The 23,451-nt window shown below is 58.4% G+C and carries 23 protein-coding genes; 9 read left to right on the top strand and 14 right to left on the bottom strand.

Translation table 11 applies throughout. The annotated features are described in order from the left end of the window. Positions 1-114: 114 nt before the first annotated feature. From ACDZ94_RS04660 to ACDZ94_RS04650, 3 genes are all read right to left on the bottom strand, one after another. A complete protein-coding gene (locus ACDZ94_RS04660) occupies positions 115-492 on the bottom strand; it encodes a MerR family transcriptional regulator (protein ID WP_064454319.1) in 378 nt (125 codons plus the stop codon). Further along, positions 431-1,075 carry an NAD(P)H-dependent oxidoreductase gene (locus ACDZ94_RS04655; protein WP_262666352.1) on the bottom strand — a complete coding sequence of 215 codons (645 nt, stop codon included), beginning with the start codon at positions 1,073-1,075 and terminating at the stop codon, positions 431-433. Before ACDZ94_RS04655 ends, ACDZ94_RS04660 begins: the two co-directional genes overlap by 62 nt. 322 nt (positions 1,076-1,397) lie before the next feature. After that, entirely contained in the window at positions 1,398-4,565 is a 3,168-nt protein-coding gene (locus ACDZ94_RS04650; protein WP_432751145.1) for a hypothetical protein, read from the bottom strand. Positions 4,566-5,170: 605 nt separating this feature from the next. Here ACDZ94_RS04650 and ACDZ94_RS04645 point away from each other — a divergent pair. From ACDZ94_RS04645 to ACDZ94_RS04610, 8 genes are all read left to right on the top strand, one after another. Then, positions 5,171-5,752, top strand: a complete 582-nt coding sequence (locus ACDZ94_RS04645) for a YjfI family protein (RefSeq protein WP_094470401.1) — start codon at positions 5,171-5,173, stop codon at positions 5,750-5,752. A 17-nt stretch (positions 5,753-5,769) separates the two neighbouring features. Beyond that, positions 5,770-6,468: a PspA/IM30 family protein gene (locus ACDZ94_RS04640; protein ID WP_259763390.1), complete on the top strand. Its 699-nt coding sequence runs from the start codon at positions 5,770-5,772 to the stop codon at positions 6,466-6,468. A 250-nt stretch (positions 6,469-6,718) separates the two neighbouring features. After that, positions 6,719-7,279 (top strand): rhomboid family intramembrane serine protease, encoded by a 561-nt coding sequence (locus ACDZ94_RS04635; RefSeq protein ID WP_432751144.1) that lies wholly within the window; start codon positions 6,719-6,721, stop codon positions 7,277-7,279. Positions 7,280-7,351: 72 nt separating this feature from the next. Further along, on the top strand, positions 7,352-8,386 hold the full coding sequence (locus tag ACDZ94_RS04630) for an ion channel (protein WP_064454313.1): 1,035 nt from the start codon (positions 7,352-7,354) through the stop codon (positions 8,384-8,386). Further along, entirely contained in the window at positions 8,373-9,047 is a 675-nt protein-coding gene (locus ACDZ94_RS04625; RefSeq protein WP_221295729.1) for a DUF2491 family protein, read from the top strand. The genes ACDZ94_RS04630 and ACDZ94_RS04625 overlap by 14 nt, the downstream gene beginning before the upstream one ends. Positions 9,048-9,062: 15 nt before the next feature. Then, positions 9,063-9,491, top strand: coding sequence for a DUF350 domain-containing protein (locus ACDZ94_RS04620; RefSeq protein ID WP_064454311.1), 429 nt, complete (start codon positions 9,063-9,065; stop codon positions 9,489-9,491). 18 nt (positions 9,492-9,509) lie between these two features. Further along, positions 9,510-10,223, top strand: a complete 714-nt coding sequence (locus ACDZ94_RS04615; RefSeq protein WP_221295728.1) for a DUF1190 domain-containing protein — start codon at positions 9,510-9,512, stop codon at positions 10,221-10,223. A gap of 12 nt (positions 10,224-10,235) precedes the next feature. Next, positions 10,236-11,393, top strand: coding sequence for a glutathionylspermidine synthase family protein (locus ACDZ94_RS04610; protein ID WP_221295727.1), 1,158 nt, complete (start codon positions 10,236-10,238; stop codon positions 11,391-11,393). A gap of 185 nt (positions 11,394-11,578) precedes the next feature. On the opposite strand, the gene ycaC is transcribed toward ACDZ94_RS04610, so the two are convergent. Then, positions 11,579-12,211: an isochorismate family cysteine hydrolase YcaC gene (ycaC, locus tag ACDZ94_RS04605; protein ID WP_262666347.1), complete on the bottom strand. Its 633-nt coding sequence runs from the start codon at positions 12,209-12,211 to the stop codon at positions 11,579-11,581. Positions 12,212-12,661: 450 nt separating this feature from the next. On the opposite strand from ycaC, the gene ACDZ94_RS04600 reads away from it, so the two are divergent. Then, entirely contained in the window at positions 12,662-12,898 is a 237-nt protein-coding gene (locus ACDZ94_RS04600) for a DUF6124 family protein (RefSeq protein WP_432751143.1), read from the top strand. Positions 12,899-12,944: 46 nt separating this feature from the next. Here ACDZ94_RS04600 and ACDZ94_RS04595 read toward each other — a convergent pair whose 3' ends face one another. From ACDZ94_RS04595 to eat, 10 genes are all read right to left on the bottom strand, one after another. Continuing rightward, the gene (locus ACDZ94_RS04595) at positions 12,945-14,816 is read right to left on the bottom strand and encodes a DNA/RNA helicase domain-containing protein (protein WP_432751142.1); all 1,872 of its coding nucleotides are present in this window, start codon (positions 14,814-14,816) and stop codon (positions 12,945-12,947) included. 23 nt (positions 14,817-14,839) lie between these two features. After that, positions 14,840-15,223, bottom strand: coding sequence for a nucleotide pyrophosphohydrolase (locus ACDZ94_RS04590; RefSeq protein ID WP_432751141.1), 384 nt, complete (start codon positions 15,221-15,223; stop codon positions 14,840-14,842). A gap of 416 nt (positions 15,224-15,639) precedes the next feature. After that, on the bottom strand, positions 15,640-16,410 hold the full coding sequence (locus ACDZ94_RS04585) for a LexA family transcriptional regulator (protein WP_064454306.1): 771 nt from the start codon (positions 16,408-16,410) through the stop codon (positions 15,640-15,642). A gap of 214 nt (positions 16,411-16,624) precedes the next feature. After that, positions 16,625-17,152 carry an inorganic diphosphatase gene (ppa, locus tag ACDZ94_RS04580; protein WP_003176323.1) on the bottom strand — a complete coding sequence of 176 codons (528 nt, stop codon included), beginning with the start codon at positions 17,150-17,152 and terminating at the stop codon, positions 16,625-16,627. 93 nt (positions 17,153-17,245) lie between these two features. Then, positions 17,246-18,076 (bottom strand): zinc-dependent peptidase, encoded by an 831-nt coding sequence (locus tag ACDZ94_RS04575; RefSeq protein ID WP_128587813.1) that lies wholly within the window; start codon positions 18,074-18,076, stop codon positions 17,246-17,248. 6 nt (positions 18,077-18,082) lie between these two features. Then, positions 18,083-18,739: a DedA family protein gene (locus ACDZ94_RS04570; protein ID WP_064454304.1), complete on the bottom strand. Its 657-nt coding sequence runs from the start codon at positions 18,737-18,739 to the stop codon at positions 18,083-18,085. Positions 18,740-19,052: 313 nt separating this feature from the next. Beyond that, the gene (locus tag ACDZ94_RS04565) at positions 19,053-19,511 is read right to left on the bottom strand and encodes a GNAT family N-acetyltransferase (protein WP_053258200.1); all 459 of its coding nucleotides are present in this window, start codon (positions 19,509-19,511) and stop codon (positions 19,053-19,055) included. 88 nt (positions 19,512-19,599) lie between these two features. Further along, complete coding sequence (gene eutC, locus ACDZ94_RS04560; protein ID WP_262666341.1) at positions 19,600-20,436, bottom strand: ethanolamine ammonia-lyase subunit EutC; 837 nt, start codon at positions 20,434-20,436, stop codon at positions 19,600-19,602. Beyond that, entirely contained in the window at positions 20,433-21,827 is a 1,395-nt protein-coding gene (locus ACDZ94_RS04555) for an ethanolamine ammonia-lyase subunit EutB (RefSeq protein ID WP_064454302.1), read from the bottom strand. Before ACDZ94_RS04555 ends, eutC begins: the two co-directional genes overlap by 4 nt. A 64-nt stretch (positions 21,828-21,891) precedes the next feature. Continuing rightward, the gene (gene eat, locus ACDZ94_RS04550) at positions 21,892-23,325 is read right to left on the bottom strand and encodes an ethanolamine permease (RefSeq protein ID WP_432751140.1); all 1,434 of its coding nucleotides are present in this window, start codon (positions 23,323-23,325) and stop codon (positions 21,892-21,894) included. Positions 23,326-23,451 lie beyond the last annotated feature (126 nt).

The raw sequence follows: 23,451 nt of genomic DNA, 5'->3' as shown, positions 1-23,451 counted from the left end.
GGTGCGTGAGCCGAATAAAAACGTTATTCGGCTCATTTTGTGAGCCGATTGTGCATCCTGTTCGGCTCATCGTCCACCAGACACCGAGCCAGAAGGCGTCGTCGTCCGGGAAAGTCAGTCACTGTCAGCGGTTAAATAACACTGCCCCTGCGCGTCCTTAAGCTGTGCTTCAAATGCGGTCAACCCCGCCTGCATCTGCTGTAACCCGGCAATCTGCGCGGCCAGTTCGTGCTTCTTGCTGGTGATGGCCTGGTCTGCGCGCTCCCAAGGCAACGCATCAGCCTCGTGCCCGTGCAAAATCTCCTGCAACTCCTTGAGCTTGAAACCCAACTGCTGGGCGCACTTGATCAACGCCAACAGCTCGACACTTTGCGCTGAATAGACCCGATAACGTCCCTCCCGCTGCGGTGCTGGCAACAGGCCAATCGCCTCATAGTGACGAATCGCCTTGATGGTCGTGCCCGACAGTTGCGCGGCTTTGCCGATGTACATGAAAACTCCCTTTTCCCATTAATCCGCCAGCCTGTGTCAGCCACTTTGCCCGTTGCGCTGGCGTAGATCCCAGCACCGGCCCGAACAGCAACGTCTTGATCGGCTGGATGCCGCAAAACGCCAGGGTCGCGCTGCGCAGCTGATGAATGCCCGGCATGCGGTAGAACCAGCGGTAATACCACGGCGGCGTGTCCAGGGTCACCAACAAGTGCGCGGTTCGGCCGAGCAGCAGCTTGTCAGGAAACAACTTGCCTTCGCGGTATTTAAAGGCAAAGCCGGGTAGGAAAATACGGTCGATAAACCCCTTCAACAACGCCGGAATACCGCCCCACCAAATCGGGAAAACGAAAGCCAGATGGGTGGCCCAGAGGATGTCGGACTGGGCGCTGAGCAAATCGGGCTCCAACGCCTGGATCTGCGTGTAGCCGTGGTGAAGAACGGGGTCGAAAGTGAGATCGCCCAGGGATAGGACGCGTACTGGGTGGCCAGCGACTTTTGCGCTGTGGATGTAGGCTTCGGCCAAGGCTGAGCAGAGGCTCGTGGTGGAAGGGTGGCCGAGGATGACCAGGATGCGTTGGTGCATGGGGTGAGGTCCTGAACGTCGAGGTGTTCAGGGTAGGGTGTGCCGTATAGGGGAGAGTCAAGGGCCGGGCTAGTGCTGCGGAGTATTTGTGCAGCAGGCTGCTGCACAAACATCCACCGGCTTGCCTCAATGCCGGTCAGTTAAGCGAACGCAATACTCAAAGCAGCAAAGATCAAATGTGGGAGCGGGCTTGCTCGCGCAGACGTCGGCCCAGCCAACATTGAGGTTGACTGAACCACCGCTTTCGCGAGCAAGCCCACTCCCGCAGGGATCTGCGCTTAACAGAAGAGCAGGGGCTTGCTTGAAAAATGCCTACGCAACATCAGGCCGTGTTCTTGCTCCCCGTGTCCATGTCCGTGCTGCCCCAAGGCCGCCAGTCATCGGTGTGCCGCTCACTGCCATGCGGCCCGCTGGAACTGGTCCCGCCCGCCAGGAATTTTTCCCACAGGTTCTTGCTGTCGGGGTCGCTGTCTTTGTGCAGATAGGGCGCCAACCGCGCCAGCGAGCTGCCTTTTTTGTCTTGGGTTTCCTTGAAGTGTTTCCACTCGTCCGACTGGTACTCGAACATCGATTTGTCGTCCGGCGTGTCCCGGCCCCCATACATATAGGTGGCATAACGCGCGTATTCGAGCTTGTCGCCCCAGTCGTCCTTGGTCACGCCGGCGGCGGCGAGGTCTTTGAAGAACGTGCCTTGGGAATCGGTGAGCTTTTGCATTTTGGCATGCTCGACCGCCTCCGCGATCAGGGTGCCTGCCACCCCGAAGATCACACCGGCCACGGCGAAAATCGGGCCCGCCACACGGGCACCGATGGCGAGGCCGCGTATAACCGTGGCGGCAACATCACCGGCCAGTTTGCCTGCCAGGTGCGCGCCTTTGGGGGCGAACATCGCGATGGTATTGGCGATCGCCATGCCGGTGCCGGACGCACCACCGCCCAGCGTGAAGGCCGCGTCGGTTTTTTCCAGTGCGGTCTTGGCAGTTTTCAGTTTGCGCGCGCCGGAAACGATGTCCATCACGCCGCCGGTCAAATCCAGGCCAGCGCCGCCCATAAAGCGCAGGAACGAGCGCCCGGAGGCGATCGCAATGTCGGATTTTGAAGCTGGCGTGCCTTTGCCGGGAATGTCCTTGACGCCCATGTGTTCGCCAAGGGACTTGGCGGCGTTGTCGTACTCCTTGACCTCATCGGCCGACAGGTTGCCCACGTCGAGCTTCTTGAGGGTTTCGGACGACTCTTTGACGCGGGTGCTGATGGATGCGGCCAGTGCGTCAGATTTTTCAGTGGCTTTCTTGCCCCAGATATCCGGCAGGTTCTCATCGATCAGGCCGAGCCATTCAGTGGCTTTGATTTTGGGCGGGCCTTTACCGTCTTTGTCCACCGCAGGGTCATAGGTTTTAGAGCCACCCAGGGTTTCCACAATGTTCGAACCGAACTTGAGGAAGTCGTTGGTAAAGCTCAAGCCGGCGACCAGGTCTTTCGCGGCGGCGATTTTCTGGTCGTCGGTCATGTTGCCGCCGCCATTGGCGAGTTGCAGGGCGCCGCTGACCAGGTTCATGGTGCCCGCCATGGCACTGAGCCCGCCCGTGGAACTGGCGGTGTGCAGCACCGTCTTCAAGGAACCGGCGGCCGCCTCGCGATTGGCGCCCAGGCCCTTTAATTGGGTGTCGACCACCTTGTCGATGGCTTTCGGGTCGCCGCTGGCGGCAGCGAGACGAATCGCCGCTGCGATCTGTTTGTTTTCTGCCGGGGTCAGCCCTTTGATATGGCCGTCGAGGATGTCGATCTCATCCTTCATTTTTTTGTACATGTCGTAGGCTTTGTCGCCCTTGTCCAGCCCACCCAGGGCGGCGTTGATGCCGCCCTTGATCATGGTGAACGAGGCCTTCAACCCACTTTCGGCATTTTCCGGCGACACCTTGTCGGGGTTTTCCATGTAGGTGTTGAGCTGGTGCGTCATCATGTTCTGGTCGAAGGTCTGACGGCGCGCGGTGTAGCTGTCCGGTTCGAGAATACGCAGCGACTCGAAATAGCGGTCCACGTCCAACTCGGCCATTTCCGATTTTTTTGGATCGCCCGAGTCATTCATGGCGATTACATATTCTTCGAAGTTCAAGTTGGCATCACGGGTGCCATCTTTGAACAGGGCCGGGAACACTTGTTCGCGCACTTCATTCAAGCGATCTTCCGACAAACTACCGACACTTTTCTTTAGTTCTGCGTCGTAACGATCCTTAATCCCTTCCTTGCCCATCAACGTGGAAATTTCTTTGGCAAGTTTGTCCTCGTCGACCATCTCCTTTACGTCTTTGCCGTTCAACTTGGTCGGGGTCTTATCCGTTTCCCGGTAAGTGCCGCTGCCCAGGTTGATGCTCTCGGCATAGCCGTACAGGTCGTAGCCACTGTCCAGTGCAGCCTGGGCGTCCATCAGCTTGACGATCTTGGCTTCATCCGAGTCTTCGCTTAGCTTGCCGCTCTTGATGTCATCGCGGATGCCCTGCACAAAGTTCTCGGCCGTCTGGCCGCCCACGGTCTTGTCGTTGGGCAACTCCATGTCCATCAACCCTTCGGCGCCGAAGGTCGGGATGTTGTACTTGTCGCGCAGGGCCTGCACGTCCTGCGGCTCATCGGGCGGCGCGGCCTTGTCGGTATGCGTCGCGTCTTTGACGTGCATCAGGTCGCCCTTGAGGCTTGAGTAGCCGTACTTGCCGAAATCCTGCAAGCGGCCCGCCTCGGTGCCGTGGCGGGCCTCTTTGTCTTTGGTGAAGCCATCAATGCTGTCGTTGTCTTTATTCCTGGCGTCGATGCCGGTCAGCAACTTGCCGTTTTCATCGAGGCTGACCACATGCTCCAGCACCTGGGTGGCGCGGTACGCGGCGTCGGCATCGTTCTCGAAATCCCCCACCTGTTTCTTGAGGTTTTCCTTCACATCGCTCTGGTTACCCAGGTTTTTCAACAGCGGCGTGGCGTCGATAATCTCCTTGGCCGAGCGCGTGTCACCGTCAGGGCGCTTCTGCTGGTCGCCCAAGTCCGACTTCACCACCTCGCCGCGCAGGCTCGAATAGCCATACTTGCCGAAATCCTGCAGGCGGCCGGCCTCGGTGCCGTGCCGAGCCTCGCCGTCCTTGGTGAACCCGTCGATGCTGGTGTTGCCGACATTCTTGCCATCGGTCAGCTTGCCGTCTTCATCAATGTATTCGACATGCTCCAGCACCTTGGAGGCGCGATAGGCCGCGTCCGCATCTTTCTCAAAATCGCCGACCTGCTTTTTAAGGTTGTCCTTGACCCCACTTTGGTTGCCGAGCTGGGCGAGCAGCGGCGTGTCATCAATGATTTGCTGGGCCGAGCGGGTATCACCTTCGGGGCGTTTCTGGCCTTTGCCCAACTCATCCTTCGGTGCAGAAGCTTTTTTTAAGGATTTTTCCCAGGCAGCGACGGAGCTTTCAGGGGTGACCGCGGCGTCCTTTGGGGTCGTTTCTACCTTCGCTACCATGGTTCTTCTCCTGATGTAATTATTGCGCCGGCGTCTTTTAAGACGCGCAGGGGCGCCCAACTTCCTGGATAACTACCCGAGGCTGTTTATTGAATAACAAGAGGGCGGACTTAGTGGGTCGGCCGCTGTGCGTAAGTGCTGCGAATGACAACGTCACGCAACTTAGCATGACGAATTGGCCCACTTGCCCGGCCTTCACAACAATTCACAACGCCAAGGCTAATTTTGAACATTCAGAGAGTAGGGGCCGGCACCTGCAAAAAAGCTCGTCGTTAAAGGCAGGCTTATCCTAGAGCGCGGCAAGCGAAGTGTTGATGCGCTGTCAGTGCCGAATAACCGTTCATCAGATTGCGATGCAGTCGTGCCACCCTTGGGCAAGGGTGCGTTTGGATCGAGCGGAAACGCCGGGAAAAAATCTCACGCGTGAGCTATTGAGCAAGCCGAGATTTACCTGTAGATTTTCTCACGCGTGAGTTTTTCACAACGAGGTCAGTACCATGAAAAGCAGCTCTCCATCGAGCCCGCCAGCAGGGCCCGATACCGATTCAGCAAGCCGCAAGGGAGAGCGCTTGAAGTCGCCCGCGAAAAAGCCGTCTAGCTTTTACATGAAGCAGATGCGCGCGGGCCTGGCAGCCGCCGGTTATGTGAAACACGAGACTTGGGTGCTTCCCGAAAACCGAAGCCTGCTCAAGCAGATGGAGAAACAGCTTCGCCAGCCGATTCTGGCTGGCTCATTCATGTCGGAGAATTTCATGAGCGCAGGTACTAACTGGAATATCGATCGCCTCTTCACGGCTTTTCAGGCGTTGGACGAAGTGGTGTCCAACGACATTACGCTTTCTCTGGTTCAAGGCTCCGAGTCCAGCATCAAGCTGGAAATGAACGACTTCGGGGGCTTGCCGATTTACATCGCGGTAGTGGGCGAGCAGATCATCGTGGACACCGTGCTGGTCGACGTCGAGTCCATCAACGACGTAACCGCATTCAATGACGCGGTGCTGCGCAGCCGGGAAATGTTCCCGTTGTCTTCGATCGGTATCGAGTCCATGCCTAACGGGCAAGTTGTTTACAACATGTTCGGTGCACTGAGTTCCGACTCCAGCCTGACCAACATCGTGACCGAGGTGAAAACCCTGGTTGATAACGTGCAGCGCGCCAGCGAAGCCTTCGAACGTTTCTTCAATTAATTATTCGGGAGTATCCAATGACTCAGTCCATCTGGAGCAAATTGTTCACCGCGCTGCGTGGCGGTGCCAGCGAAGTCGGCGAATCGATCGTTGACCAACAAGCCCTGCGCATCCTCGACCAGGAAATTCGCGACGCCGACACGGCGCTGGCCAACGCCAAGCGTGAGCTGGTCAGCATCATGGCCAAGCACAAGCTGGCGGCTGATCGCGTGGGCGAGTACGACGCCAAGATCAAGGACCTGGAGTCCAAGGCGATGGCAGCTATCCAGGCCAATCGCGAAGACCTGGCCATGGAAGTCGCCGAAGCCATTTCGAGCCTGACCAACGAACGTGACGTCGAGCAAAAGCAGACCACCGAGTTCGGCGGGTATGCAGAGAGCATGCGCAAAGACATCACCAAAGCCGAAAGCCGGATCAAAAGCCTGCGCCAGCAAGTGGACATGGCCAAGGCGCGCGAAAGCGTACAAAAGGCCCAGGTCAGTGCGTCCATCGCCAGTGGCGGCGCCAACGGCAAGCTGGAAACCGCCGTCGGTACGCTGAACCGCTTGCAAGCCAAGCAGCAGCAACGCGCCGCTGAACTGCAAGCCCAGGATGAGCTGGCTGAGGCATCCACGGGCACCGACCTGGAGCGCAAGCTGCGCGAAGCCGGCATCACGCCGGACACAGGCAGCGCCAATGCGATTCTGGAACGCCTGAAGCAAAAGTCGGCTGAGTAAATAACGCCGCAGCAGGAAGGGCAGGTCAGTTAAGTGGACGAAATGCTCAAAGCAGTGAAGATCAAATGTGGGAGCGGCGGTGCGACGATTCGACTTGCTCGCGAATGCGTCGGCCCGGCAAGCATTGATGTTGACTGACCCACCGCTTTCGCGAGCCGGTCGAGTCGTCGCACCGCTGCTCCCACAAGGGGCTTGCACTTAACTGACCGGCATTAAGGTCTGCCCTTCCTTTTTTTACGTCGAGGTCAGGATGGATACCCTGAAGGGTTTCAAGACAATCGCAGGCCTGGCCGTCTTTATGGTCGCGCTGCAACTGCTCAATGTAGCCACCGGTTACAGCCTCATGGCATTCGGCCTGGTCCCGAGAACGGTGCAGGGGCTGTTCGGCATCCTCGCCTCACCTTTTTTACACGCGTCCTTCGCGCACCTGAGCGCCAACCTGATTGCCTTTTTGGTACTGGGCACCCTGGTCATTGTCGAAGGGCTCAACCGGTTCATCGCCGTCAGCGCGATCATTATTCTGCTGGGCGGCTCGCTGGTCTGGCTGTTCGGTTTTAACGGCGTACACGTCGGTGCCAGCGGCTGGGTATTCGGGCTATGGGCCTACCTGCTGTCTCGCGCCTGGTTCCACCGGAGCTGGAGCAACCTGATCACCGCCGCTGTCGTGGCGCTGCTGTATGGCGGGCTGATCCTTGGCTTCCTGCCGCGCCAGGGGATTTCCTTCGAAGGCCATCTGTTTGGTGCACTCGCCGGGTTTATTGCGGCCAAGGTACTTCTCTCTGCGCCGCGCAGCAGGTTTAATGCCGGGTGAACGCACTTGAGCATCCAGACGCCGGGGCGCTGACGTCATCAGGAATCAAGTACCCAGGGAATCAGGGACGACATGTCGATTTTTCTTTTGTTGCGCCTTTACGCCGCCTCCCTCTTTCACCGCTTCGGCTGGGCAGGGCTGGTCATTGCCTTGGGCGTACACCTGAGCACGGCGTATCTGGGCCTGGTGTTTCTGGGCGAACACCACCTCACCGCGCCCGCCACGTTTATTTACTTCTATCTCACCACCACGCTCACTGTCGGCTATGGCGACCTCGCACCGCAGACCTCGGCGGGGCGAGTTTTTGTCGCCACCTGGGTCATGCTCGGGGGCATTGCGCTGCTGACCGCAGCCATCGGCAAAACCACCAGCAGTGTTATTGATGCATGGAGAAAAGGCATGAAGGGCAAAGGCGATTTCACCGGCAAGGTCGGCCACACCGTGCTCATCGGCTGGGAAGGCGCGACCAGCGAACGGGTCATTGAGTTGTTGCTTCAAGACGAAACCTCGAACGACAACCTGATCGTCATTTGCGATTGCACGCTGGACGAAAACCCGATGCCGGGCAAAGCGGCGTTCGTCAGAGGCGAAAGCCTGTCCTCCACCGCGTTACTGCGGCGCGCAGGTGTTCCCGGTGCCGAGCGGGTGCTGGTGCGAACCCCCTCTGATGACCTGACGCTGGCCACCGTGCTGGCGGTGAATCAATTGAGCCCTGTGGGGCATGTGGTCGCCCACTTTAATGAAAGTGAAATTGCCGCACTCGCCAGCTCCTACGCCCCCAGCCTGGAATGCACCTCAAGCATGGCCATCGAAATGTTGGTGCGCGCCTCTCAGGATCCGGGCTCGTCAGTGGTCATTAATGAGCTGCTGTGCGTGGGGCAAGGCGCCACCCAATACCTGATGAAATTGCCCGAGGCCTTTGAGGCAACGTTCGGCGACCTGTACACCCGGATGAAAGAACAGCACAACGCCACCCTCATCGGCTATCGCGCCAAAGGTGCTCAACAACCGTCAATCAACCCGCCTGGCGCCACGCGCGTTGAAGGCGGCGAACTCTTCTACATCGCCTCCACCCGCCTCAAGGAAATCTCCAATGGGATGGTTTAAACAGTTGATGGGGCTTGAGGCCCCGCAAGCGAATACAGAATCGAAATGGACCGCAGGCCAAACCCTGCCGGTTACGGGCCCGTTGGGCCTGGCGCCGGGCAAAGGCGTGATGTTCGACACCAGCCTGAAACTGCTGCTCGATGAGAAAACCACGGTGGTGATCCCCGGCTCCCAGGAGATCTGGGCCAACGGCACCGTTGACCTCGGGCAATCGACCTGGCTGTCGCGCTACTACATGAACGACGAAGATTACTGGCTGCAGGTGCACACCACCGGCGAGATCGCCGGGCAGGTCGAGTCGGTGATCCTGTTCAACTACCTGAGCGTCGTCACCCTCAGCAGTGAAGCGGAACTGCGCCGGCTGGCCGGGCCACAAAGCCTGATCGGGCTGCCGACCTACACCCACGACGGCGTTGAATACGCCCGTGTGTGGGGCAGCGAGGCTGGCCAGACAGAACTGGTGGCGATGACCGAACAGGTCATCAACCCCGAGACCGCCTACACCGTCGAGCACCGTTCGATGCTGTACGCCCGCGACACAGGCCTGACCGATCGTCGAGAGTTTTTGCTGTTTTCCGTCGAAGAAGACGCAGAAGGCACCATCAGCCTGAGCACCTCGCTGGGCATTTCGCTGTACACAACCGACCTGAATGCGCTCTAAAAAAGGAAGAAGTCCATGCTAGAAGCTCTCTCCATCTCCCTGAACAAAGCGGCCGTGTTCGGGTTTGTCACTTACATCCTGGGGGCTGCCGTCATCTTCGCGCTGTTCCAGTTCATCTACACCCGCGTCACACCGCACAAGGAGTTCGAACTGATCCGTGCGGGCAACGTGTCGGCGGCGGTCGCCCTGGGCGGTGCCATCATCGGTTTCGCCATTCCGGCCAGCAACGTGATTGCCTACTCGATCAGCATCCTCGACTTCGTCGTCTGGGCGGTGATCGCTGCCGGCGTCCAACTTTTGGCCTTTCTGCTGACCAGCCTGGTGCTCAAAGGCACGTCCGAGCGCATCAAGAATGGCGAACTCGCGGCCGGTATCTACGTGGCCGCCGTGGCCATCAGCGTCGGCATGTTGAATGCCGCGTGCATGACGCCTACCCAGAACTGATCGCGCACGGAGCTCCCGATGAAACGAAGCAAGTACGTCCAGCTGTCGCTGGCAGCGTCGGTCGCCATGGCGATATCCGGCTGTGGGCCGACCGAAAAAACCTACGATTTGCAGAAGAAGTACAACTTCCAGTCTGTTCAGCAATGCGCCGATGAAAAGCTGCCGGTCGACGTGTGCTCGGACGCCTACATGACGGCCATGGCCGAGCATCGCCGCATTGCCCCGGTGTACGACAGCCAGGCCGATTGCGATGCCGACTTTGTCGCCAACTGGTGCCAGCAGGACTCCACCGGCAAGTTCATCCCCAAGCTGGGCGGTTTCGAACTGACCGCCGCCGGCCAGGTGACCCAATCCCAGGTCGATGCGGCCAATGCGCAAGCCGGCGGTTCTCAAGCGAACAATGGCGGCTCAGGCTTCTCCACCAGCAGCCTGCTGACCGGCCTGCTGATCGGCAACATGCTCAGCAACAATCGCAACAGCTACCGCTCCGAGCCGGTGTATCGCTATCGCGATGATCGCGGCAATTACGGCAACTCGACGCTTAACCAGCGGGTCTCGAATGGCGCGACATTCGGCCGTTCCAACCAGTCCCGGTACGGCAGCAGCAATTACACCAACACGCTGCGCTCCTCCAGCAAGCCGGTGTCCGTGGCGTCCTCTACCTCCCGCGGCGGCTTCGGCAGCAAAGCCAGCGCCCGCAGCGGCTGGGGCGGCGGCGGGTCGAGCAGCTAAGGAAACCGGGCCATGAAAAAAATCCAATGCGCAGAACGTCATGACTGGAAACAGACTGCCGACAGCCTCGGCTTTCTGTTCCACACCATTGACGGCGAACCCTACTGGGACGAGCGCGCGTACTACCAATTCACGCTCCAGCAAATCGAGCGCGACCTCGAAGACCCGACCACCGAGATCCATGACATGTGCATGGACCTCGTGGCCCGCGTGGTTCAGAGCGAAGAGCTGCTGGAACGCCTGAGCATTCCCGCGCCCTTCTTTGACATGATTCGAACCTCATGGCTCGAAGGCCACCCGCACCTGTACGGGCGCATGGACTTCTCCTACAACGGCAGCGGGCCCGCCAAGCTCCTCGAACTCAACTACGACACGCCGACCAGCCTCTATGAGGCCGCGGCGTTTCAATGGGGCTGGCTGGAACAATGCATCGAACGCGGCTTGCTGCCCAAGCATGCCGACCAGTTCAACAGCATCGACACCAAACTGCACCAGGCCTTCGCCCAATTGCAGGTCAACCAGCCGTTCTACTTCGCCTCGATGAAAGACTCGGTCGAAGACAAAGGCACCACCGACTACCTGCGCCTCGTCGCGGAAAAGGTTGGCATCGAATCACGCCACATCGACATCGAAGACATCGGCCTGACCAGCGACGGCCGTTTCGTCGACCTCGAAGATCGCTGGATTCCGCACCTGTTCAAACTGCACGCCTGGGAATTCATCTTCCACGAGCCCTTCGGCACCGCGATTGCCCAGTGCGATACGCAGTTTTTTGAGCCCGCCTGGAAAGCCATCCTCTCCAACAAAGGCATCCTGCCGCTGTTGTGGGAATTCAACCGAGGCCACCCCAACCTGCTCGCGTCCCACCTGGATACCGACCCCGGCAAAGCCGTGCCAAAGGGCTGGGTGCGCAAACCGTTCTTCTCCCGCGAGGGCGCCAACATCGAACTGCAAACCGCCGACGGCCTGATCGTAAAAGAAGACGGCCCCTACACGGATGCGCCGTTTATCCTCCAGGAGTTTGCACCGCTGCCGCGCTTTGGCGACAGCTACACGCTGATTGGGTCGTGGGTGATTGGCGATCAGGCCGCCGGCATTGGCGTGCGCGAAGACAATAGCTTGATCACCAAGGACTCAAGCCGGTTCTTGCCGCACCTGATCCTCGACTGAGTGAGTTAGCGGTAAACACCAACGCAATGCTCAAAGCAGCCAAGATCAAATGTGGGAGCGGCGGTGCGACGATTCGACTTGCCCGCGAAGACGGTGTGTCAGTCACCGAATAGATTGACTGACCCACCGCCATCGCGGGCAAGCCCACTCCGACAGTTTTTTGCCGGCCACACAGCCCCTCAACCTCAGCCCTGACGCGCCGTCACCGCCGCATACCCATTCATCAAATTCCGATAGTTAGGAATCCGCTGAGACAACAAATTCCCCAACCCTTCCATGTCATTGCGCCAGTCACCCTGCAACTCACACGCCACCGAAAACCAATTCATCAACTGCGCCCCCGCCTGCGTCATCCGGCTCCACGCCGCCTGCTGCACCGTGGTATTAAACGTGCCCGACGCATCCGTCACCACAAACACCTCAAACCCCTCCGCCAGCGCCGACAACGTCGGGAACGCCACGCACACATCCGTCACCACACCCGCAATGATGATCTGCTTACGCCCAGTCGCCTTGACCGCCTTAACGAAATCCTCGTTATCCCACGCATTAATTTGACCAGGACGAGCGATATACGGCGCCTCCGGAAACATCTCCTTCAACTCCGGCACCAACGGGCCATTAGGGCCCTGCTCGAAACTGGTGGTGAGGATCGTCGGCAAGTTGAAGAACTTGGCCAAGTCAGCCAGGGCCAGCACGTTGTTCTTGAACTCGTTGGGGGAGAAGTCCTGCACCAGCGAGATCAGACCGGTTTGGTGGTCGACCAGCAGGACTACGGCGTCGTCTTTGTTCAAGCGGCTGAGAGTTGGAATGCTCATGGTTGAAATCCTTTTTTGTTTAGGTTGGTTTGGCGTTGCGTTCAACGTGGGCACAGATTAATGGGTGGAGCGTGGGGGGATAAATCGGGTGGGAGGGGTAAGACTGTCAACTCAGGGATGACAATGTTGGGAGGGCCAGCAGTACCGGTCCCTTTCATTTGCAGGACGTTTCCTAGAGAATCCCAGCGGCTTGCGCCAGCAAAATCCCGCGACTAGGCTGCGGACCGTCACTGCCTATTCAGTGATCGGGTTTAGTCGCCCGGATTCGATTGGCGCATAAGCAATTCATGAGTCAGGCACCCCTTCGCCTGCATCTTATGGTGGCTGTGCGCAGGGCACCTCCGGGTGCGCCGGGTTCCCAATCGACCGGTCGACTAACCTGCGTACGGCTGCCGCCTTTCGTTTAGTCGCGGGTAGTGGCAGCTCCAAATTATCGATTGGAGCTTTGCTATGGATAACGTTGTTTCGAATTCGCTGACGTCGGCTGCGACTGAGCCATTTACAGTTAATGAACAGCTGAGCTTCGAGGATGCCTGGGTGCGGGTGGCTGAGTTGCTGCAGTGTGCGGTGGCTACGTCGCAAGTGCTTGGTGAACCGCTGGGGGCGCCGCATAGGGCTGTGATGCATTTGGTGGAGATGGCGAAGCTGGTTGCGGATCGGGCTGTGGAGTGTTTGCAGCCGAGGTGATGCGAGGCGCTTGCTTCGTGTAATCGAAGCAAGCGCCAACGAGCTATCAATCTTGGTTTTGATTTGTAAGCCGGCCAGCAAAGTACTGAGCAGTTTCAGGATCTGTGCAGTAGAGGTAGCAGCCCTTCATTCCTCGAGTCATCAAGGTCCGGTACGTGTTCTTAATGATCAGGTCCGTTTCCCGTTTGGCCAGGTCGGGTTGCTCCTTCATCATCTTTTTCCATCCTCGAATGGACTTGTCATTTTTATCTCGCTCAAGAGCCGAGGTAAGAACGCGTCCATCCCGTACGATGAGATCCGGGCCGATAATCACGCCGATGTAATCGACTTCCAGGCCCTGGCAAGTATGGATACACCCGACCTGATCAACCGAATTCTCCGCAATGATCCACAAACTGCCATCCTGATCCAGATTCCATTGGCGTTCGTAGTTGCTGCCTATGACGATGTCGGACTCTCGAGCATCTTTCTTGCTGCGCCACGGCCAGCAATAACCGGCTACCACTCGGGCTTTGTTGCCGTGGTTCTTTTGCTCGATGGCCGTATGCATGGCTTGAGGCGTGTCGAATATTTTGAATTCATATTCGCTGTTATCAAGCAGTGGGTTGGCAGTTGCACGGATATCCAGCACGTCGTCCAGCCAAGCCAAGTAGCCATCGGACCCACTGCAACGAAACTGTGATGACAGCGTGTATTCCTCGACCTCCGCGCCTTTTGCTTTTGCAAAGGCGCGGATGGCTTGTTTGCTGCCAATGTCATTCAGGGTGACTCGTTGATCTTCATCGATGAAAAAGACTGAGCACTTGGCCGACTCGATCAATTCCTTGATTTGGTTTTCACCCAAATTGGCGTAAAGCCCGCTTTTTTCGTTCAGCCGATGGGCTTCGTCGATGATGAGCGCATCAAAGGTGTTGGGGGCGGTATCGATGAAGGCGCCTGAGCCTGAGAATAGATTCGAGAAGTGACTCCGTTTGACCGTACCCACCAATTTGCTTTCATAAACTTTTCTCGGTGCAGCATTTTTTGAGACGTACTTGCTGAGTAATCCAAGGCTTGTAAGCCTCACGAGCAAGTTGATTGCCAGGACTGTTTTGCCAGTCCCTGGGCCGCCCTCGATGATAATCACCTTCGGCGCAGCCTCAGAGGCGGTGCTCGCCGCTGCAAGTGCGGATTCAAACGTCGCTTTTTGATCGTCGATCAATATGAATTCAGGCTGGCCTTTCAGAAGCCCTTTAAGTGCGTCAGCCAAAGCCTTCGACGGGCGAATTTTTCCATTGGAAAGCTCATAGAGTATTTCCTTGTTATCGCCGTGAAGGATGTGTGTCTTGAGAAAAGCGCGCAGCTTTTCTAGCTCATCCGGTCCTTTGAGGAAGAGCGGAGCTTTGCTGATGTACGTCTCGTAATGCGCCGAATTTATGACCCCATCACTGACATAGTTGTGAAGATAAGCGCAGGGGCGAACCTCAATGCTTTTGTCATAGACAGCCTCGTTGAAGCCTTCCAGCAATGCGGCGTACGACCAGACTTGGTAAGAAGGGTGGATGGTTTCCACTATGCCGCCACCCAAGGCGGTTTTGACTATCGCGTCCTTGGTGGTAGCAGTCGATTTACTCCACTGCTTTAACTCAATCAGGACAGCGTTTTTACCCTGATTTGCATCCCTGCCAGTCATCAAAAAGTCGATACGCTTTGAGGATTGGGGAATATGTAGCTCAATAGCCAATCCGGCGTCATTCGGTAGCCCCTCATCTCGAAGCACCTTCGCCATGTACGTCAGTGAGCCTTGCCAGGATTTAATTTCCGACGCTCCAACTCGCTTGCCTGTAGCTTCTTTGTAGTGCCTGAGAATGACCTCTTCGATGTCGTCGTTATCGTTGTCTTTGAGGAATTGCTGTTTGGTCGCAGCGTAAACGATCACGAGAAGTCCTTAGGCGTGGGATGTCAGAGTTGGTCGTATTTTTTGCTGGTGCTTTTAGCTTTATCGACGGGGTACTTCAAACCGTTAAGTGCGAGTTTGCTTTTGGTGGCTTCGTTGAGGTCGACGTCCAGCACGCTGGCCAAGCGGACCAAGTACATGAGGACGTCTGCGAGTTCGTCTTTTACGGCTTGGGCTGTTTCGGGACGTTTTGCTGCGTCCATTGATTCGGCCTCACTCATCCACTGGAAAATTTCGCAGAGTTCGCCCACTTCACCCGTCAGTGCCAAGAGAAGGTTTTTCGGAGAATGAAATTGTCGCCAGTCACGATCATCAGCAAAGCGCTGCAATGAAGCAGAAAGATTTTCAACGTTCACCAGGTGCTCGGATGTGCTACCTACTTTGCTCACAGGCTCGCCTCTTGATCGCCAATCGTTATCGCATCCGTAAGTGGATTTGGAAAACTAGACAGGGATTGTAAGAGAATTCGTTCTGGGTGGGAGCTTTTTGCAGTCTGAGCGTAAGGTCAGTTTTTTTGGGCGCCATTCAGGCATTGGAGAATGGTGTTAGGCGTGAGGCTAGTTGATTTAGCAGGCCGTGCTGATTGGGGAATTCCAGACATTAAAAAGCCGGCTTGTGGCCGGCTTCTCGGGGACTGCCTCAGCTTGTTTTTGACAAACCTCACCAGCCTTCAAATCGCTCAGCCCACATCACGTCTGGCTGAATAGTAGGGGCATCAGCGGGAACTCCTCCGCATCGCCGAGCAGGATGGATAGCGCAAAGCCACCCCCTGCCAAATGTGCGGCGCATGATACCCACATTCATTTCAAATGCCTACCTCCGGGTCCGATTTAGAGCCTTCCCAGCCCAGCAGGTGTTCGTCCAGTGGCACCGGGCGGCGGTTGTTGAGGGTGGACCACCAGAACACCCAGCCCACGATCTCGAAGTTCTGTTCGAAGCGTTGCTCGTGGGTGAGGTATTCGTCGGGGTGTTCGCTGGCGTTGTGGCTGCGCATGCGCAGGCCACCGCCGGGGCGGTTGTAGAGGTATTTGATGCGCAGCATGCCGTCGTGTTCGACGGCGTAGATTTCGCCGTCGGTGATTTGGCTGCGGCCGCGGTCGATGGCGAGGGTGGCGCCTTGTTGGATGATGTCGATCATGCTGTTGTCGACCATGTAGGCGCCTACGGCGCGGTCGGGGTTTACGTTGAGGGTTTCGAGGGTGTGCAGGGAGACGCGGATGCGCTCGGTGGAGGTGAAGGTGGGGTGGAGGGCGATCTCCACGTCGATTTTTTCCGGGAGGCAGGCGGGGCCTGTGAGGTATTTGCCGCTGTCTTCGCGGGTGCGCAATCCTTTGGCGGTGTCTGGGCCTTCCAGCAGGAAGTTGGCCGGTGGGTGTTTGAGGCCTTCGCCGGTGCGTAGCCAACGGCTGGAGACGCAGAGCAGTTCTGCGATCTCGTTGAGTCGGCCCATGGGCACGCCGCGTTTGAACCAGTTGTTCACGTGTTGAGGCGTGACACCGCGGTTCTTGGCGAAGTCGGAGGCGGAAAGATGAACTTCCCGTAATAACGCTTTTAGTCGATCACCTGATGTATTCATAAACGCAGAGTTTACTGGCCGGAAAAATACATCAAATAAACCATGCGTTGAATTGCGCGTGTAGGGATTTGCTTAGTTGTAGTCCGATATTTCAGTCATCTAACTTTTTTAAACGCTGCGCATTAAACATTGAACTTGGAGTTTAATTTTTCCCACAAAAAAAGCCCCGAATAGTCGGGGCTTTTTTGATTGCCGGGGCAATGAGGAGCGGGTATCAGCCTTTGTAGGCAGCGACCGACTTCATGATCTCGGCGCGGGCGGCGTCTGCGTTGCCCCAACCGTCGATCTTCACCCATTTGCCTTTTTCGAGGTCTTTGTAGTTCTCGAAGAAGTGCTTGATCTGTTCCAGCAGCAGTGGCGGCAGGTCAGTGTATTCCTTCACGTCCACGTACAGCTGGGACAGCTTGTCGTGGGGTACCGCGATAACTTTGGCATCGCCGCCGCCGTCGTCGGTCATGTTCAGGATGCCGACTGGGCGTGCGCGAATCACCGAGCCTGGGGTAACCGGGTAAGGGGTTACAACCAGCACGTCGAGGGGGTCACCGTCGTCAGCCAGGGTGTTCGGGATGAAACCGTAGTTGGCCGGGTAGAACATCGGGGTGGCCATGAAACGGTCAACGAACAGGCAGTCGCTGTCTTTGTCGATTTCGTATTTGATCGGCGCGTGGTTGGCCGGAATTTCGATGGCGACGTAGATGTCGTTCGGCAGGTCTTTGCCAGCCGGAATCTTGCTGTAGCTCATTGGGCGTTGCCCCCGTAGTTGGCCATGGAACATGGCCGGATTGGCCTAAAAGTGGCGGCGATTATAGGCATATTCTGACGCCGACGCTATGCGTCAGACGTCGTGTGGCGCGTGGCGTTCAGTCTGATAGCGGGCGTCGCTGGCTTGCAGTTGGGTCAGGCGGGCCAACGGGTCCTGGCGATAGAAGCGGCTCAGTTGCGCGTACACCTGGGGATACGTGCTGACCAGTAAATCCGGGGCGCTGAAAAAATACTCGCTGGTGACCGCAAAGAACTCCGCCGGGTTTTCGGCGGCGTAGGGGTCGATCTCGGTGTCGGCGTGCGGGTTGGCATCCAGCTGACGGTTGAGGTCGTCAAAGGCGCTTTGCATCACGCTGGCCCATTCCTGCACGCGCATGTCGTGGTGCAGCGGTGGCAGGCCGTTGGCGTCGCCGTTGAGCATATCGAGCTTGTGCGCCAGCTCGTGGATCACCAGGTTGTAGCCTTCCCACTGGCCGCTGGCCAACACGCCGGGCCAGGCGAGGATCACCGGGCCCTGTTGCCAGGCTTCGCCGCTGTGTTCGCCATCCCATTCGTGCTCGACGCCGCTGGCATCGCGATGGCGCTGCGGGCTGAGGAAGTCGTCGGGGTACAGCACGATTTCGTGGAAACCCTGGTACCAATCGAGGTCGCCGAGGTTCATCAGCGGCAATTGCGCCTGGGCGGCGAGCAGCAGGCGTTGTTCCTGGTGCAGGTCGACGCCGGGCAGGGCGGTGAGGTGTTTTTCGCTGAGGAACACCACGCAGGCTTCACGCAGCCACTGGTCTTGCTCGGCGCTGATGCCGTCGAGGAAGGTCAGGTGGTGGCGCACCCGTTGCCAGGTGTCATCGGCAATCGGGTGCTTGGCCAGCAGGCGCCGGCGACGCCAGGCGCTGAGGGACCACATCGCGGGTTACTGCGGCTTGGCTTCGGAGGAGTTGCGGCCAAAGCGGCTGCGGAATACGCCAATGATCATCGGCACCAGCGACAGCAGGATGATGAACACCACCAACAGCGACAGGTTTTTCTTGATAAACGGCACGTTGCCGAAGAAGTAGCCCAGGGTTACCAGGCCGCCGACCCACAGGATGGTGCCGAACACGCTGAAGCCGAAGAAGCGCGGATAGGGCATTTTGGCGATACCGGCGACGAACGGCGCAAAGGTGCGCAGGATCGGCAGGAAGCGCGCCAGGGTCACGGTTTTGCCGCCGTGCTTGTCGTAGAAGTCGTGGGTTTTTTGCAGGTAGTCGCGGCGGAAGATTTTCGAGTTCGGGTTGCTGAACAAGCGTTCCCCGGCCGTTCGCCCAATGACGTAGTTGGTGCTGTCGCCGAGGATCGCCGCCAGCATCAGCAAGCCGCCCAGCAATATCGGGTCCATGCCGCCGCCTGCTGCGACAGCGCCGGCGATGAACAGCAAGGAATCACCCGGCAGGAAGGGCATGACCACCAGCCCGGTTTCGCAAAAAATGACCAGGAACAGAATGGCGTAGATCCACACTCCGTAGTTTCTCACCAGCATGTCGAGGTACACGTCGAGATGCAGGATCAGGTCGAGCGGGTTGAAATCCATGGATGGCACCTGTGTGAATGGCCCGGCTCAGCAGGCCAGTGCGGGGGCTACGGGTAAGTAAGGCTACAAGTGTATGCCGTATTTCTTACGACCTTGAAGGGTCGGCATTATACGGATTGAGAGGTGAAAAGCGTGTTGGTTTTGTAGCGGGGGATGTCGTGGGTATTCCGGGCATGCTCGCTCTTAAAGATGACTCAGGTCTAAATGTGGGAGCTGGCTTGCCTGCGATAGCAGAGTGTCAGTCAACACAGTGCTGGCTGGCCCACCGCTATCGCAGGCAAGCCAGCTCCCACAAGGGATCAGCTGCGTTCTCTCAGTCTTCGCTGATCGGCAACACGTAGTTCTTGAACTCCGTGTCCTCACGAAACCCGATCGACTCGTAAGTCTTCTGCGCCACGTCATTGTTACTGCTGGTCGACACCCGCAGCCGCACCGCATGGGTTTCCTTGGCCATTTTTTTCGCCGTGCGCATCAGGTTATCCGCCACCAACTGCCGGCGGGCGTCTTCAGCCACGTAGATGTCGTTGAGGATCCATACCCGTTTCAGCGACAGCGACGAAAAGCTCGGGTACAGCTGGCAAAACCCAAGCAGTCGCTTGTCGTCGTCATCGGCCAGCGCCAGGTAGATCACCGACTCCTTTCGGCGCAGGCGCTTTTCCAGAAAGGCCCGCGACGAGTCCGGGAAGGGCAAAGCCCCGTAGAACTCGCGGTATTTGACGAACAGTGGCGTCAACAGGTCCAGGTGTTCCAGGGTCGCTTGAGTAATCCGCATGCCAGGCCTCAACTTCCAAAGGGGTATGACCACACAAGCGGCCGTGACTGGATGCTGCCTAATGGTGAAAAAAAGTGCAATCGCGCTGCTATTGGTCATCCGGTGGGCTGAGTAGGAAATTGCCTTTCATCAGGTCGGGATCATCGGATTCGAGGGTCATAACCTGCGCCTCGTCCTTGAGATTGACCCCCGACAGCTGCCGACGACACGCCTCTTTCATCAAGTACAGCAGGCGATGCGCGGCCATGCCGTAGCTCAACCCCTCAAGGCGCACATTGGAGATGCAGTTGCGATAGGCGTCGGTCAGGCCGACCTTGGGGTTATAGGTGAAATACAGGCCCAGGCTGTCCGGCGAACTGAGCCCCGGGCGTTCGCCGATCAGGATCACCACCATCTTGGCGCCGAGTAACTGGGCGACTTCATCGGCGACCGCCACACGGCCTTGTTCCACCAGAATCACGGGCGACAAGGACCAGCCTTCGGCGTGGGTCTGTTCCTCCATGCGTGTAAGAAACGGCAACGTATGTTTATGCACAGCCAGTGCCGACAGGCCATCGGCCACCACGATCGCCAGGTCTACGCCGCCAGGGTTGGCAGCGGCGTAGTCGCGCAGGCGTTGCGCCGACTCATCGCTCAAGCGCCGCCCCAGGTCCGGGCGTTGCAGGTACATATGGCGGTCAACCGCAGCGCTGTGCAGCAACAGGCTCTCACGCCCGCGTTCGGCCATTTGGCTGCTCAGGCCCGCAGCGTCGAAGGGCAGGTGCACCGCGTCGCGCGCCTGGGCGTGGGCGAACTGGAAGTCCAGCTGCGCGCTGGTGGGGATGCTGGTGCCGGTGCGGCCCAGGGCAATGCGCGCCGGGGTCAGGCGGCGCAGTTCCAGCCACGGATTATCAGGCAGTTCTACTTGCACGGGCGGCTCCTTCATCCCAATTGCTTCAAGGCGTGGCGAAACGCCGGTGGCAGGCTGTTGCCGAAGTGCACTTTGCCGTCGGCTTGCGTGAAGATGCCCATTTTCGCCAGCCACTGTTCAAATTCCGGTGCCGGCTTTAAACCCAATGTTTGACGGGCGTACAGGGCGTCGTGGAACGAGGTGGTCTGGTAGTTGAGCATGATGTCGTCGGAGCCGGGGATGCCCATGATGAAGTTGATCCCGGCCACGCCCAGCAGGGTCAGCAGGGTGTCCATGTCGTCCTGGTCGGCTTCGGCGTGGTTGGTGTAGCAAATGTCGCACCCCATCGGCACGCCGAGCAGCTTGCCGCAGAAGTGGTCTTCGAGGCCGGCGCGGATAATCTGCTTGCCGTTGTACAGGTACTCGGGGCCGATAAACCCTACGACGGTGTTCACCAGGAACGGTTTGAAATGCCGCGCCACGGCGTAGGCACGGGTTTCGCAGGTTTGCTGGTCAACGCCAAAGTGCGCGTTGGCCGACAAGGCGCTTCCCTGTCCGGTTTCGAAATACATCAGGTTCTGGCCCAAGGTGCCGCGATTCAGGCTCAAGCCCGCCTCGTAACCTTCCTGCAGCACGCTCAGGCTGATGCCGAAACTGGCGTTGGCGGCCTCGGTGCCGGCAATCGACTGAAACACCAGGTCCAGCGGCACGCCACGGTTGATGGCTTCGATGGAGGTGGTGACGTGGGTCAGCACGCAGGCCTGGGTCGGGATTTCGTAGCGCTGGATGATCGCGTCGAGCATCTCCAGCATGGCGCAGATCGAGGCGATGCTGTCGGTGGCCGGGTTGATGCCGATCATGGCGTCGCCGTTGCCGTAGAGCAGGCCGTCGAGAATGCTCGCGGCGATGCCCGCCGGTTCGTCCGTAGGATGGTTGGGTTGCAGGCGGGTCGACAGGCGCCCGCGCAGGCCCATGGTGCCGCGAAACTGAGTGACCACGCGGATCTTCTGCGCGACCAATACCAGGTCCTGCACGCGCATGATCTTGGAGACGGCGGCGGCCATTTCCGGTGTCAGCCCGGGCGCCAGGGCGCGTAGGCTTTGTTCGTCGGCCGCGTCACTGAGCAGCCAGTCACGCAGGCCGCCGACGGTCAGGTGGCTGACCACGCTAAACGCCTGTTTATCGTGGGTGTCGATGATCAGCCGCGTGACTTCGTCGCTTTCGTAGGGGATCAGCGCTTCTTCCAGGAAGTGTTTCAACGCAATGTTCGCCAGCGCCATCTGCGCGGCCACCCGCTCGCCGTCGTTCTGCGCGGCCACACCGGCCAGGAAGTCTCCGGAACGTGCGGGGCTGGCCTTGGCCATCACGTCCTTGAGGCTGTCAAAGCGGTAGGTTTGAGCACCCACCGCGTGGGAAAAGCTTGCCATACAGTGTCTCCTTGGCGACGCGGGCAGGCTGTGAGTAAAGCGCCCGCGTCGAGGTTTACGGCAGTTAGTGCAAGGCGGCCTCTGCGGCCTGGATCGCCGCGAATTCCTCTTCCGGCGTGCCTGCTACCAAGTGATGCCGGCTGTAGAAAGCAAAGTAAGCAATTAATACTCCATAGATGATCGCAGCGCCAATCACCACCCGTGGATCCACCAGAAAGCCCGCCACCACGGCCACGCACGCCAGCACCAGCGCCACGCCGGAAGTGAAAATGCCGCCCGGTGTGCGGTACGGACGGTCCATTTTGGGGCGACGGATGCGCAACGTGATGTGCGCGGCCATCATCAGCACGTAGGAAATGGTTGCGCCAAACACCGCCACCAGGATCAGCAAGTCACCCTGGCCGGTCAGCGACAAGCCAAAACCGATGATGCCGGGGATCACCAACGCGAGCACTGGCGCTTTGCTTTTGTTGGTTTGGGACAGTTTGCGCGGCAGGTAACCGGCACGGGACAAGGCGAAGATCTGCCGCGAATAGGCGTAGATAATCGAGAAAAAGCTCGCGATCAATCCCGCCAGGCCGACCAGGTTGACGAAGCCGCCCATCCAGGTTGAACCGCCGTAGGAGAGTGCCAGTGCTTCAACCAGCGGGTTGCCTGATTTGATCAGCGCGTAAGTCCCCGCGCCACCCGGTGCAATCACCAGAATCAGCAGGGCAAAACTGGTCAGCACCACAATGGCGCCAATCAGGCCGCGTGGCAGGTCGCGTTTAGGGTTTTTGGTTTCTTCAGCGGCCAATGGCACGCCTTCGACTGCAAGGAAAAACCAGATTGCATAGGGAATCGCCGCCCACACACCGACGTAGCCGAACGGCAGGAACGTGCTGGCGCCCTTGGCCTCGGTCACCGGGATATCCAGCAAGTTGGCGACGTTGAAGTGCGGCACCATTGACACCAGGAACACACCCAAGGCAATCGCGGCGACGGCGGTAATCACAAACATCAACTTCAAGGCTTCGCCCACACCAAAGATGTGGATGCCGATAAAGATGATGTAGAACGCCAGGTAAATCATCCAGCCGCCAATGCCGAACAGCGACTCGCAATAAGCACCGATAAACACCGCGATGGCGGCGGGGGCGATGGCGTATTCGATCAGGATGGCGGTGCCCGTGAGGAACCCGCCCCAAGGGCCAAAAGCGCTGCGGGCAAAACCGTAGCCGCCGCCGGCGGTGGGGATCATCGAAGACAGTTCAGCCAGGGAAAAGCACATGCACAGGTACATGGTGGCCATGAGCAAGGTGGCGAGGAACATGCCGCCCCAGCCACCCTGGGCCAGGCCGAAGTTCCAGCCGGCATAGTCGCCGGAGATAACATAGGCAACGCCAAGGCCGACTAACAGCACCCAGCCGGCGGCGCCTTTTTTAAGTTCGCGTTGTTGGAAGTAGTCGCTGCCGACTTTTTCGAAGTCGACGGAAGAGCCAGTATGTTCGCTAGGCATGAGGAAGTACCTTCCATTGTTATTGTTCTAATTCGGCATCTTTGTGCCGAATGCGAGTTGCAAGGACATGTGGAGATTCAATAGGGGAGCAGGCTTGTGTGGGAGCTGGCTTGCCTGCGATAGCAT

The organism is Pseudomonas sp. UBT (assembly GCF_050915955.1).
In the GTDB taxonomy this organism is placed as follows: domain Bacteria; phylum Pseudomonadota; class Gammaproteobacteria; order Pseudomonadales; family Pseudomonadaceae; genus Aquipseudomonas; species Aquipseudomonas antarctica_A.
The sequence above is the reverse complement of the archived record's forward strand: the minus strand, read 5'-3'. Positions and strand labels throughout refer to the sequence as shown.

Coding starts and splice junctions, on each gene's coding strand:
- ACDZ94_RS04625 (WP_221295729.1), top strand. CDS start 8,373: ATGGGATGGTTTAAACAGTTGATGGGGCTTGAGGCCCCGCAAGCGAAT.
- eutC (WP_262666341.1), bottom strand. CDS start 20,436: ATGAAGGAGCCGCCCGTGCAAGTAGAACTGCCTGATAATCCGTGGCTG.
- ACDZ94_RS04645 (WP_094470401.1), top strand. CDS start 5,171: ATGAAGCAGATGCGCGCGGGCCTGGCAGCCGCCGGTTATGTGAAACAC.
- ACDZ94_RS04600 (WP_432751143.1), top strand. CDS start 12,662: ATGGATAACGTTGTTTCGAATTCGCTGACGTCGGCTGCGACTGAGCCA.
- ACDZ94_RS04555 (WP_064454302.1), bottom strand. CDS start 21,827: ATGGCAAGCTTTTCCCACGCGGTGGGTGCTCAAACCTACCGCTTTGAC.
- ACDZ94_RS04585 (WP_064454306.1), bottom strand. CDS start 16,410: ATGAATACATCAGGTGATCGACTAAAAGCGTTATTACGGGAAGTTCAT.
- ACDZ94_RS04570 (WP_064454304.1), bottom strand. CDS start 18,739: ATGGATTTCAACCCGCTCGACCTGATCCTGCATCTCGACGTGTACCTC.
- ACDZ94_RS04565 (WP_053258200.1), bottom strand. CDS start 19,511: ATGCGGATTACTCAAGCGACCCTGGAACACCTGGACCTGTTGACGCCA.
- ACDZ94_RS04635 (WP_432751144.1), top strand. CDS start 6,719: ATGGATACCCTGAAGGGTTTCAAGACAATCGCAGGCCTGGCCGTCTTT.
- ACDZ94_RS04575 (WP_128587813.1), bottom strand. CDS start 18,076: ATGTGGTCCCTCAGCGCCTGGCGTCGCCGGCGCCTGCTGGCCAAGCAC.
- ACDZ94_RS04630 (WP_064454313.1), top strand. CDS start 7,352: ATGTCGATTTTTCTTTTGTTGCGCCTTTACGCCGCCTCCCTCTTTCAC.
- ACDZ94_RS04655 (WP_262666352.1), bottom strand. CDS start 1,075: ATGCACCAACGCATCCTGGTCATCCTCGGCCACCCTTCCACCACGAGC.
- ACDZ94_RS04650 (WP_432751145.1), bottom strand. CDS start 4,565: ATGGTAGCGAAGGTAGAAACGACCCCAAAGGACGCCGCGGTCACCCCT.
- ACDZ94_RS04640 (WP_259763390.1), top strand. CDS start 5,770: ATGACTCAGTCCATCTGGAGCAAATTGTTCACCGCGCTGCGTGGCGGT.
- ACDZ94_RS04620 (WP_064454311.1), top strand. CDS start 9,063: ATGCTAGAAGCTCTCTCCATCTCCCTGAACAAAGCGGCCGTGTTCGGG.
- ycaC (WP_262666347.1), bottom strand. CDS start 12,211: ATGAGCATTCCAACTCTCAGCCGCTTGAACAAAGACGACGCCGTAGTC.
- ACDZ94_RS04610 (WP_221295727.1), top strand. CDS start 10,236: ATGAAAAAAATCCAATGCGCAGAACGTCATGACTGGAAACAGACTGCC.
- ACDZ94_RS04660 (WP_064454319.1), bottom strand. CDS start 492: ATGTACATCGGCAAAGCCGCGCAACTGTCGGGCACGACCATCAAGGCG.
- ACDZ94_RS04615 (WP_221295728.1), top strand. CDS start 9,510: ATGAAACGAAGCAAGTACGTCCAGCTGTCGCTGGCAGCGTCGGTCGCC.
- ppa (WP_003176323.1), bottom strand. CDS start 17,152: ATGAGCTACAGCAAGATTCCGGCTGGCAAAGACCTGCCGAACGACATC.
- eat (WP_432751140.1), bottom strand. CDS start 23,325: ATGCCTAGCGAACATACTGGCTCTTCCGTCGACTTCGAAAAAGTCGGC.